The 11359-nt window shown below is 73.3% G+C and carries 10 protein-coding genes; 3 read left to right on the plus strand and 7 right to left on the minus strand.

Going from position 1 to position 11359, the window contains the following annotated elements:
* The first annotated feature begins 83 nt into the window (after window positions 1-83).
* Window positions 84-1154, plus strand: coding sequence for an LCP family protein (locus ACH45N_RS07515; RefSeq protein WP_397392646.1), 1071 nt, complete (start codon window positions 84-86; stop codon window positions 1152-1154).
* Between the two features lie 36 nt (window positions 1155-1190).
* Here ACH45N_RS07515 and ACH45N_RS07520 read toward each other — a convergent pair whose 3' ends face one another.
* Together ACH45N_RS07520 and ACH45N_RS07525 are read right to left on the minus strand one after the other, a co-directional pair.
* Window positions 1191-2900, minus strand: coding sequence for a phospho-sugar mutase (locus ACH45N_RS07520; RefSeq protein ID WP_397393821.1), 1710 nt, complete (start codon window positions 2898-2900; stop codon window positions 1191-1193).
* A gap of 77 nt (window positions 2901-2977) precedes the next feature.
* Window positions 2978-3817, minus strand: coding sequence for a purine-nucleoside phosphorylase (locus ACH45N_RS07525; RefSeq protein WP_397392648.1), 840 nt, complete (start codon window positions 3815-3817; stop codon window positions 2978-2980).
* Between the two features lie 80 nt (window positions 3818-3897).
* Here ACH45N_RS07525 and ACH45N_RS07530 point away from each other — a divergent pair, with 80 nt between their 5' ends.
* Entirely contained in the window at window positions 3898-5454 is a 1557-nt protein-coding gene (locus ACH45N_RS07530) for an NAD(P)H-quinone dehydrogenase (RefSeq protein WP_397392650.1), read from the plus strand.
* 112 nt (window positions 5455-5566) lie between these two features.
* Here ACH45N_RS07530 and ACH45N_RS07535 read toward each other — a convergent pair whose 3' ends face one another.
* From ACH45N_RS07535 to ACH45N_RS07550, 4 genes are all read right to left on the minus strand, one after another.
* Complete coding sequence (locus ACH45N_RS07535) at window positions 5567-6031, minus strand: hypothetical protein (RefSeq protein ID WP_397392652.1); 465 nt, start codon at window positions 6029-6031, stop codon at window positions 5567-5569.
* Between the two features lie 9 nt (window positions 6032-6040).
* Window positions 6041-6541 carry an NUDIX domain-containing protein gene (locus ACH45N_RS07540; protein ID WP_397392654.1) on the minus strand — a complete coding sequence of 167 codons (501 nt, stop codon included), beginning with the start codon at window positions 6539-6541 and terminating at the stop codon, window positions 6041-6043.
* 48 nt (window positions 6542-6589) lie between these two features.
* Window positions 6590-7060 (minus strand): hypothetical protein, encoded by a 471-nt coding sequence (locus tag ACH45N_RS07545; RefSeq protein ID WP_397392656.1) that lies wholly within the window; start codon window positions 7058-7060, stop codon window positions 6590-6592.
* 125 nt (window positions 7061-7185) lie between these two features.
* Window positions 7186-8964 carry an acetyl/propionyl/methylcrotonyl-CoA carboxylase subunit alpha gene (locus ACH45N_RS07550; RefSeq protein WP_397393823.1) on the minus strand — a complete coding sequence of 593 codons (1779 nt, stop codon included), beginning with the start codon at window positions 8962-8964 and terminating at the stop codon, window positions 7186-7188.
* Window positions 8965-9512: 548 nt separating this feature from the next.
* Here ACH45N_RS07550 and ACH45N_RS07555 point away from each other — a divergent pair.
* A complete protein-coding gene (locus ACH45N_RS07555; RefSeq protein ID WP_397392658.1) occupies window positions 9513-10508 on the plus strand; it encodes a hypothetical protein in 996 nt (331 codons plus the stop codon).
* Between the two features lie 56 nt (window positions 10509-10564).
* Here the strand turns inward: ACH45N_RS07555 and ACH45N_RS07560 are convergent, their stop codons facing one another.
* On the minus strand, window positions 10565-11296 hold the full coding sequence (locus tag ACH45N_RS07560; RefSeq protein WP_397392660.1) for a Maf family protein: 732 nt from the start codon (window positions 11294-11296) through the stop codon (window positions 10565-10567).
* Window positions 11297-11359: the final 63 nt, after the last annotated feature.

Here is an 11359-nt window from a genome sequence, read left to right on the forward strand (position 1 = left end):
TCGGAATTCACCCGCAAGCGCTTTCTCCGGTTGCGGTGCACGCATAAGAGTAGTAGTCGAAAACGCGACTAAGATCATCGGCCATGGCCGCACCCGATCGAATGAACGACTTTCTCTCCGCACCCAACCCGGTGGACGGGGGTCTGCGTCATGCGCGGCGCAGCCGGCGGGGCAAGGGTTTCGTGGCCGGGATCGTCGTCGGCGCCCTGCTGCTCGTGGGTGGCGGCGCGACCGCCGCCTGGTTCGGCTACCGGGCCTCGCTCGACGGCAACGTGGAGCGGCTCGACGCGTTCGAGGGCATCGACCCCTCGACCCGGCCCAGCGCGGCCCCCGTGGAGGGGCCCACAGCCCCCGTGAACATCCTGGTGCTCGGCTCCGACAGCCGGATCTCCGCCGGCGACCCGTCCGCCTGGGAGGCCGGCGCCCAGCGCACCGACGCGATCATGCTCGTGCACCTGTCGGCCGACCGGCAGAGCGCCGCGGCCATCTCCATCCCGCGCGACTCGTGGGTGCCCATCCCCGGCTACGGCGAGGCCAAGATCAACGCCGCGTTCTCCTACGGCGGCCCGAGCCTGATGATCCAGACCGTCGAGGACCTCACAGGCGTGCGCATCGACCACTTCGCGGTGACCGACTTCGAGTCCTTCACCACGCTGACCGACTCGCTCGACGGCGTCGAGATCACCGTGCCCGACGGCGCGGGCGGCTCCGTGCGCCAGGCCATGACGGGCGAGGAGGCGCTCGCCTTCGCCCGTGAGCGCCACGCCCTGGCCAACGGCGACTTCGGCCGCGTGCAGCGCCAGCAGGCCTGGATGCGGGCGATCGTGGCCAAGGCCAACAACAACCGCAGCGACCCGCTGAAGATGGCCTCGTTCCTCGGGGCCGTCACCAGCTCGGTGGCCGTGGACGAGGGGTTCACCTTCGACCGCATGCAGGAGCTGTTCCAGAGCGCGCAGGACATCTCGACCAACGACATCACGTTCATGACCGCCCCCTACTCGGGGACGGGGCGCAGCGCCGACGGGCAGTCGATCGTGGTGCTTGACCGCGCGAAGTTCGACCCGCTCATGGATGCCGTGGCCGCGGACGGGCTGCCCGACTTCATGGCCGCGAACGAGGGCACGATGGACGTCCTGCCCGCCGTCGTGAAGTAGCGGACCGCCTGCCCGCCCGCACGGGCGGGCAGGCCGTCAGAGGCCCAGGATCGAGCGGAGATCCGCCTGCACCAGGGCGAGGCGCCCACGCGCCGCCACGCGCGCCGTGGACAGCTCCTCGGCGGACGCCGCGGGGTCGATCGGCGCGACGACCTCGATGTAGCACTTGATCTTGGGCTCGGTGCCGCTGGGGCGCACGATCACCCGGGTGTCGTCCACGGTGAGCAGCACCACGCCGTCCGTGGGCGGCAGGCCGTTCAGGCCTTCGGCGAGGTCCCGGACGGAGTTCACGGGCGAGCCCGCCAGCTCCGACGGCGGCGCGTTGCGCAGCCACGTCATGGTCGTCTCGATCCGGGCGAGGTCCTCGAACCGCGCCGACACCTGTCCCGTGACGTGCAGCCCGCAGGCCCGCGCGATGTCGTCGAGCTGGTCGAGCAGCGTGCGGCCCTCGTTCTTGAGCCGGTTGGCCAGCTGGGCGACGGCGACCGCCGTGGACAACCCGTCCTTGTCCCGCACGTGCACGGGGTCGACGCAGTAGCCCAGCGCCTCCTCGTACCCGAACACGAGGCCCGGGCTGCGCGAGATCCACTTGAACCCGGTCAGGGTCGTGGCGTGCTGCAGGCCGTGGTGGTTCGCGATGGCGGCCAGCGCGCGCGACGACACGATCGAGCAGGCCAGCGTGCCACCTGTCGTGGCACGCACGGCCCGTTCGGCCGCGTCCCAGCCCAGCAGCATGCCGACCTCGTCGCCGTGGAGCATGCGCCAGCCCTGCGACCCCGCCGTCTCGGCGCCCTGGTAGGTGCCGTACTGCGGGTCGAACACGGCGACGGCGCAGCGGTCGGCGTCCGGGTCGTTGGCGATCACGAGGTTCGCGTGGGCGTCCTGCGCCAGGGCGAGCGCCATGTCGATCGCGCCCGGCTCCTCCGGGTTGGGGAAGGCCACGGTGGGGAAGTCCGGGTCGGGTGCGACCTGCTCCTCCACGGGCACGACGTCGTCGAAGCCCGCCTCCGCGAGCACGCGGGCGATCGCGACGCCGCCCACGCCGTGCAGCGAGGTGGTGACGATGCGGAGCCTGGTGCGCGGCTCGCCGTCGTGCAGCGTGGCCACCGCGCGGTGGTACTCGTCGGTGATCTCCGGGCCGAGCACGGTCCAGCCCGACTCCGCGCGCGGCACGTCCTTCGCGGCGCCCACGCGGGCGATCTCGCCTGCGATCCGGGCGTCGTACGGCGGGACGATCTGGGCGCCCTGCCCGGGCCCCGCGACGACCCGTCCGCCCAGGTACACCTTGTAGCCGTTGTCGGCGGCCGGGTTGTGGCTCGCGGTGACCATGACGCCGGCGTCGGCGGCCAGGTGGCGGACGGCGAACGCGAGCACCGGGGTGGGTCCCGGCGCCGGCATGAGCAGCACCTCGGCCCCGGCCGCGACCAGCACGGCCGCGGTGTCGCGGGCGAAGTCGGCGGAGCGGTGGCGGGCGTCGTAACCCACCACGACACGCGGCGGCACGCCGGCCGCCTCCGCCTGCAGGAACGCGCCGAGCCCCGCCGCGGCGGCGATCACCACGGCGCGGTTCATGCGGTTCGGCCCGGCGGCCATCGCGCCGCGCAGGCCCGCCGTCCCGAACTGGAGGGGGCCCGAGAACCGGTCGGCGAGCTCGGCGACGGCCAGGTGGCCCATGTTCTCGTCGCCGGTCCGGGCGACGAGCGCGCGCAGCTCCTCGACGTCGGACTCGTCGACGTCGGCGGCCATCCAGGCCTCGGCGCGCGCGACGAGATCGCGGGCCGAGGGGGCTCCGGTGGTGGTCGGCAGGTCGGTGGCCACGGGCGTCAGATCTGCTTGATCACTCGGGCGAGCAGGTCGCTGATGCGCGGCCCAGCCTCCCTGCCCGCCTCCAGCACCTCCTCGTGCGAGAGCGGGTGGGGGCTGATCCCCGCGGCCAGGTTGGTGGCCAGGGAGATGCCGAGCACGTCCATCCGGCAGTGCCGCGCGGCGATGGCCTCCAGCGCGGTGGACATGCCGACCAGGTCGGCGCCCATCAGGGAGGCCATCTTCACCTCGGCCGGCGTCTCGTACTGCGGGCCGTGGAACTGCGCGTACACGCCCTCGGGCAGGTCCGGGTCGACCGTCCGCGCGACGTCGCGCAGGCGCGGCGTGTACACGTCCGTCATGTCGGCGAACTTGGCGCCCTCCAGCGGCGTCTGCCCCGTGAGGTTCAGGTGGTCCTTGATGAGGACCGGCTGGCCGGGACGCCAGCCGATGTGCACGCTGCCGCAGCCGTTGGTCAGGATGACCGTCTCGCAGCCGGCGGCCGCGGCGGTCCGGACGCCGTGCACCACGCGGCGGGGCCCGAGACCCTCGTAGAGGTGCGTGCGCGAGCCGAGGACGAGCGCGTACCGGACGGCGCCGTCCGGCCGCTCCACGCGGATGGAGCGCGTGGTGGACCGGTGGCCCTCGACGGCGGGCTTGACGAAGCCGGGGATCTCCGCGGTGGGGATCTCCGCGACGACGTCGCCGATCAGCTCGGCCGCACCGCCCCACCCGGACCCGAGCACGAGGGCGATGTCGTGGCTCGGCACCCCGGTCTTGGCCGCGATGTACTCGGCGGCGGCGGCGGCGACGTCGAACGGGTCGGTCGTGGGGTCGTCCAGATCTGGCTCCGTACTCATGGTCCGAGGTTATCGCCACTTTCCCCCCGGCACGCGCCCACCGGGACGGCGGATCCGGCGCACCTCCCGGCGATGCGAGAATGGACCCCGTGACCCCCCTCGATCCCGCAGCTGTCCCGCACCGTGTCGTCGTCGTGGGAGGTGGCCCCGGTGGTTACGAGGCGGCGCTCGTGGCCCGCAGCCTGGGCGCACAGGTCACGGTCGTGGAGCAGCAGGGTCTGGGCGGCGCGGCGGTCCTGACCGACGTCGTCCCCTCCAAGACGCTCATCGCGACCGCCGAGTGGATGACCATCGCCGACCGCGCCCCCGAGCTCGGCATCCGCATGCCCGACGACGTCGTGGACCCGCTGTCCGACGTCGACGTCTCGCTGGCCACGGGCGGCATCCCCGTCGTCTCCGCCTACGCCGTCCCCGCGCTGAGCGGTGCGGGCGTGCAGGCGGCGGCGTCCGCGGCCGCGACCGCGGAGAAGCGCAAGCACTTCGTGGACCTGCAGGCCGTGAACAAGCGCGTGCTGGCGCTGGCGCGGGCACAGAGCGCCGACATCCGCGGCCGCCTGGAGCGCGAGGGCATCCGGATCGTCGCGGGCAAGGGGCGGCTGGACGGCCCATCGCGCGTGGTCGCGGAGCTTGCGGACGGCGCCACCGAGGTGCTGGAGGCCGACTCCGTGCTCCTCGCGCTCGGCGCCACCCCGCGGACCCTGCCCACCGCGGTGCCGGACGGCGAGCGCATCCTCACCTGGACGCAGATGTACAACCTGCGGGAGCTCCCCGAGCGGCTGATCGTGGTCGGCTCGGGCGTCACGGGCGCCGAGTTCGCGGGCGCGTACAACGCGCTGGGCTCCGACGTCGTGCTGGTCTCCAGCCGCGACCGGGTGCTGCCCGGGGAGGACGAGGACGCCGCCGAGCTGCTGGAGGGCGTGTTCCGCTCCCGCGGCATGACGGTGCTGTCCCGCTCGCGCGCGGCGTCCGCGGTGCGTACCGACGCCGGCGTCGAGGTCACGCTGTCCGACGGACGCGTGGTGCACGGCTCGCACGTGCTCGTCGCGGTCGGCGGCGTGCCGTCGACGTCGGGCATCGGGCTGGAGGAGGCGGGCGTCCGGCTGTCGGACGGCGGCCACGTCGTGGTCGACCGGGTCTCGCGGACCTCGGTGCGCGGCGTCTACGCGTCCGGCGACTGCACCGGCGTGCTCCCGCTCGCGTCGGTGGCCGCGATGCAGGGCCGGATCGCGATGGCGCACGCCCTGGGCGACGCCGTCCAGCCGCTGGCGCTGCGAACCGTCGCGTCCAACATCTTCACGGCCCCCGAGATCGCGACCGTGGGCTACAGCGAGGAGAAGCTGCGCGCGCAGAACTCCCGCTACATCACCACCACGCTGCCGCTCGCGCGCAACCCGCGCGCCAAGATGCTCGGCGTCAAGGACGGCTTCGTGAAGCTGTTCGCGCACCCCGAGGCCGGCGTGGTGCTCGGCGGCGTGGTCGTGGCGCCGCGGGCGTCCGAGCTGATCTTCCCGATCACGCTGGCGGTGCAGCACCGGCTCACGGTGGAGAACGTGGCGTCCGCGTTCACGATCTACCCGTCGCTGTCGGGCTCGATCGCGGAGGGCGCGCGGGTGCTGGACGCGCGGGTCGGCAAGTAGGGCCGGGGCGCCGTTTCAGACGGAGGCTCTGCTTGTCTGTCGCCTGAGCCTGCGGCTCCGCGCAGGGCGCGTGCCTCGTTCCTCGGCCCCCACCCTGCGCTGCACCTCCGGCTCAGGCGACGGAGGCGTCCAGGACGATCTGGCCGCCCTCGACCTTCGCGCCGGTGACGGTGACGCCCGGGAACTTGGCCTCCAGCAGGCGCTCGACGTCGACGGCGATCCGCGCGTCGGGCTGCACGTCCACGACGCCCGGCGGCAGGCCCTGCTTGGCGACCTCCTGCTCGATCGGCGCCGCGGCCAGGCTGAGCAGCCGGTGCGCAGGCAGACCCGCCGCGTTCACCTCGACGGCGAGCGTGGCGACCCCGCGCTCGAACGAGGCGAGCTTGACGTCGCCCCGCACGATCGGCGCGATCTTGACGGCCAGCTTGAGCGGGCCGGGCAGGGTCTCGAGGCGGCGCAGGTCCGCGACCACACGAATCACGTCCCCGTCGCCGACGACGGAGCTGATGACGGGCGGAGCCTGCTTGGCGATCCTCGCCAGGCCGAGCGCCTCTTCGGGAGCGATCCGGATATGCACGATTCGACCCTAACCCAGCAACGCGAGCAGGCGAGGCAGGGCGTGACCGAACGCGGGCAGCAGGGTCAGCCCGTCCAGCTCGTCGAGCCCGACCCAGCGCACCTCGAGGCTCTCGGGATCGGCGGCGCGGGGCTCGACGGCGTGGCCGGGGGCGACGTCGGCCACGACGGTCGTGTACGTCCACGCCGGGTGCTCCAGCACGTGGGTGCCCACGACGTGCACCGCGGCGGGCTCGATCGCCGCCTCCTCGGCGGCCTCGCGCAGGGCGCCGTCCTCGGGCTTCTCGTCCGGGGCGAGGGCGCCGCCGGGAATGCCCCAGGTGCCGCCCATGTGGGACCACAGGGCGCGGTGCTGGAGCACCATGGCGGACGGCGCCCCCGCGACGTCCCGGCGCACGAGGAACAGCCCCGCCGCGCCGAACAGACCCCAGTGCCGGTGGTCCCCGCAGGTCACCCAGCCGTCGCCGTCGTGCCGGTGGAGGTCTGTGGGAGGCACTGTCGGGTTCGGCACGGCGTCAGTCTCTCAGGTCCGGACGCGGGCTGTCAGCGAACGGTGCGGTCAGTCCTCCGCGGGGACGCCCTCGACGACGACCTTGCCGCCCTCGAACCGGAAGCCCGTCACCTCGGTGAACTGGCCGCGCATCAGCGCGCGCAGGTCGAGCGAGACCGTGCCGTCCTTGCGGAGCTGCACGGCGTGGTCCGGCAGGCCGCTCTTGCGGGCCATTTTCTCGATGGTGCCGGAGGCGAGGGGGAGCAGCTTGGTGGCGGGCAGGCCGGCGGCGTCCGCCTCGACCTGGAGCACCGCGATGTTCTGCCACACCGACGTGATCCGCGCCGACGCGTGCATGACCGGGACGGCCTTGGCCGCGATCTTGACGGGCAGCGGGGCATACGTCAGGCGGCGCAGGTCCGCGGTGACGGCGATGACGCCGTCCTCGCAGGTCAGCTCGCTGACGAACGACGGAAGGCTCTTGCGAGGACGGACGAGGGCGATGGCCTCTTCGGGGCTGAGAACTACGACGCGTGTCACGTCGCAGAACCTAGCCGATCACACGGGGCCTGATGGGCGCGGGTGGCACCTATCAGGCCTCGTGAGCCGCTTTTCACCCGGTTTGATGCCGGAAATCACCCGATGAGTTCCGGTGACGGCTCTGGTCAGTCGACGATCTCGCACAGCGGGGCGCCCGCTGTCACGCCCGCCCCCGGCGTCGCCGACAGGGAGCGCACGGTCCCCGCGCGGTGGGCCAGGATCGGCTGCTCCATCTTCATGGCCTCCAGCACGACGACGAGGTCGCCCTCGGCCACCTGAGCGCCGTCCTCGACCGCGACCTTGACGATGGTGCCCTGCATGGGCGAGGCGAGCGTGTTGCCCGTGGAGGCGCTCGACGCCTTGCCGCCCCCCGCGCGCCGGGCGGGGCGCCGGGCGGCGTTCGCGGTCCGGGCGCGGCCGGCGGCCACACCGAGGCCCGCGGGCAGCACGACCTCCAGGCGGCGTCCGCCCACCTCGACGACGACGCGCTCGGCCGTGACCTCCTCGACCTCGTCCTCGGGGGCCGGCGCAGGCGCCGGCGCGAGGGCCTTGAGCTCGTCGGCGAACTCCGTCTCGATCCAGCGGGTGTGCACGCGGAACGGCGAACCGTCCGTCGGGACGAACGCCTCGGCGTCGAGCACGGCCTTGTGGAACGGGACCACCGTGGGGATGCCCTCGACCACGAGCTCGCGCAGGGCCCGGCGGGCGCGCTCGACGGCCTGGGTGCGCGTGGCGCCCGTGACGATGAGCTTGGCGATCATGGAGTCGAAGGCGCCGGAGACGGTGTCGCCCGCGACGACGCCGGTGTCGACGCGCACGCCCGGGCCCGACGGCCACGTGATCGTGTTCAGGCGGCCCGGAGCCGGCAGGAAGCCCGCCGCCGGGTCCTCGCCGTTGATGCGGAACTCGAGGGAGTGCCCGCGGATCGCGGGGGAGTCGTAGCCGAGCGGCTCGCCGGCGGCGATGCGCAGCTGCTCGCGGACCAGGTCGATCCCCGTGACCTCCTCGGTCACCGGGTGCTCGACCTGGAGGCGGGTATTCACCTCGAGGAAGGAGATGGTGCCGTCGAGGCCCACCAGGAACTCGCAGGTGCCGGCGCCGACGTACCCGGCCTCGCGCAGGATGGCCTCGGAGGCCATGTAGAGCGACTTCTCCTGCTCCGGCGTGAGGAACGGCGCGGGCGCCTCCTCGACGAGCTTCTGGTGGCGGCGCTGCAGGGAGCAGTCGCGCGTGGACACCACGACGACGTTGCCGTGGGTGTCCGCGAGGCACTGGGTCTCGACGTGGCGCGGCTTGTCGAGGTAGCGCTCCACGAAGCACTCGCCGCGACCGAACGCCGCCGTCGCCTCGCGGACCGCCGAGTCGAACAGCTCGTCGATCTCGTCGAAGGTGCGCGCGACCTTGAGGCCGCGGCCGCCGCCGCCGAACGCCGCCTTGATGGCGATGGGCAGGCCGAACTCCTCGGCGAAGGCCCGCACCTCGCTGCTGTCCTTGACCGGGTCGGGCGTGCCGGGCACCAGCGGCGCGCCGGCGCGCTGCGCGATGTGCCGTGCGCTCACCTTGTCGCCCAGCGCGTCGATGGCCGACGGCGGCGGGCCGATCCAGACCAGCCCGGCGTCGAGCACGGCCTGGGCGAACGCCGCGTTCTCGGACAGGAAGCCGTAGCCCGGGTGCACGGCGTCGGCGCCGGACCGGCGGGCGACGTCGAGCAGCTTGGCGGGGTCGAGGTAGGTGTCCGCGGCGCGGGCGCCGCCGAGGGCGAACGCCTCGTCGGCGATCCGCACGTGCATGGCCTCGCGGTCCTGGTCGGCGTAGACGGCGACGGACGCCAGCCCCGCATCGGCGCATCCGCGGGCCACGCGGACGGCGATCTCACCACGGTTGGCGATGAGCACCTTCGAGATGGTTCGGGGCAGGCTGGAACTAGGCACGGCTCACCGTAACCCGCGTATCCAGGACCTATGTACCGGCTCCGGCCACGCGGCGGAAAGTCTGGCGGCCAGACCAACCCCGGAGCGGGCCGTTTGTGGGGTTCAGACATGGCGTCGGCACTGTTCAGTCCACTGAGCCGCCCGGCCTTGTGGGTATCAGGTAAACGGGCGCTGCTGCCGACGGGCGGCTGCGGGCGGCTGCGGGCGTCGGCGGGCGTCGGCGGGCGTCGGCGGGCGTCGGCGTCGAACGTAGGGTTCGTCGGTTCATCAGCGCTCACATGCCGACGGAGCCTACGTTCGACTGCCTGGCGCCGGGGTGTGGGGTGTGGGGTGTGGGCGGCGCTGGCGCGGGGTGCGGGCGCGTTGGCGCGGGGCCCCGAAAGCTGTTGGCATGGGCGACCTGCACGCCGGACGGCGATTGCTGGCAGCGAGCGCGACCACAGGGGGCGTCCCGGGCGGTTCGTCCACAGCGGTGCTGTCCGGGGCATGGTCGTGGGGGCTCGCCGGGGTGGGATCGACGCATGAGACCCTGGCGAACCCTCCCGCAGCGGCTCCTGTCGGTTGCTGGGGCCCAGGAGGGGCTCGTGAGCAAGGCGCAGTGCGACGCGTCAGGGCTCGACAAGGACGCCGTGGCCCTGCTCGTCAGGCAGGGCCGGTGGTGCCGTGTCGTCCGAGGTGTCTACGACACCGACCCGACGCCGGCCGGGCAGCGCCGGCGGGACGGCCGTCACGACCACGTCCGGCGTCGTGCCGCCTGGACCGCGATGCTCGCCGTGGGGAACGGGATCGCCACCGGCGCCTGCGCGCTCGCGCTGCTCGGCGTCGACGGTCTCGTCGCCCCGCTGGCACCCGAGGCGGCGCGAGCAGGTGGGATGCATGCGGCGGTCGACGGTGTGACGCTGCGCCGTTACCGGGACTTCGCCGACGAGGCGTACCGGGGCCGGCGGATCGCGTCGGTCGTCCCGGCGCTGGCGCAGGCGCTCCCGTACCTGACTCGCGGCGAGGTCGTGGCGGTGCTCAGCGGCGCCCTGCGGGAGGGGCGCATGGACCAGAGCGGCCTCGGCGACGTGCGCGCGGTGCTGCGCGGGCGCCGAGGTGCCGCGCGAGCGCAGGGTCTGCTCGACCTGGCCGAGGCGCTGGACGGATCGACAGCAGAGTCGTTCGCGCGCCTGTCCTTCGTCGACTCGGGCGTTCCCCCGGACGGGCAGCAGGTCATGTTCACGCTGGACGGTGTGTTCCTGGCGCGGGTCGACTTCGTCTGGTGCCTGCCGGGCGGCCGGTACGTCGTGGCCGAGATCGACGGTCGTGCCTTCCACTCCGGGGAGGCGATGCTCGCCGACGACTCGGAGCGGCAGAACCGGCTGGTCGCGACGGGCAGCGTGATCGTGATCAGGTTCCCGGCGGCCCGAGCACTGAGCGATGAAACGCCCACGGTAGGCACGGAGATGGCGACCCGCCTGAAAGCTCTGGGCTGGCGCCGCGCACCGGGGCCGAACGTAGGGTTCGTCGCACTCTGAGCGCTCACAGGCCGACGAACCCTACGTTCGACCGACCACCGGTCCGGCAGTCGAGCTCACGCCTCGCGGAGGGTGCGCCACGGGACGTTGAGCTCGCCCAGGAGCTCGCGGAGGAGGGGGAGGCTGATGCCGACCACGCCGTGGTGGTCGCCCTCGATGCGCTCGACGTACGGGCCGCCGAGGCCGTCGATCGTGAAGGCGCCGGCCACGTGCAGCGGCTCGTCGGTCGCCACGTAGGCGTCGATCTCGTCGTCGTCGATGTCGGCGAACCAGATCGTGGTCGAGCTGGTCGAGCCGAGGGTGCCGCCGGTGCCGCCCGCGGCGTCGTCGCGCAGGTCGACCACCCAGTGGCCCGTGTGCAGCACGCCCTTGCTGCCGCGCATGGCTCGCCAGCGCTCGCGCGCGGTGGCGGCGTCCGCGGGCTTGCCCACGATGGTGCCGTCGATCTCCAGCATGGAGTCGCAGCCGACGACGATCACGTCGGCGGGCGCACCCTCGCCCGCGGCCTCGGTGGCGGGCGCACCCTCGCCCGCGGCCTCGGCATCGGGCCCACCGTCGGCCGCGGCGTCGGCCCAGGACTCCTCCAGCCGGGACGCCACCTCCTCGGCCTTGGCCTGGGCCAGGACGAGCACGGCGTCGGCGGGGTCGAGCTCGCCGAACCGTTCCGTGGCGTCGGCGAGGACCTTGTCCTCGTCCACGCCGGACACGACGACTTCCGGCGCGACTCCGGCGGACTTCAGCGTCGCGAGTCGGGCGGGGGACTGGGAGGCGAGGACCAGGCGTGGCACGCGCGACACAGTAACGAGAATGCGGGCGGACGAAACAGCAAATACGAGATCTGCCGAAAGTGA

It is taken from the genome of Promicromonospora sp. NPDC019610 (assembly GCF_044389365.1).
GTDB lineage: Bacteria > Actinomycetota > Actinomycetes > Actinomycetales > Cellulomonadaceae > Promicromonospora.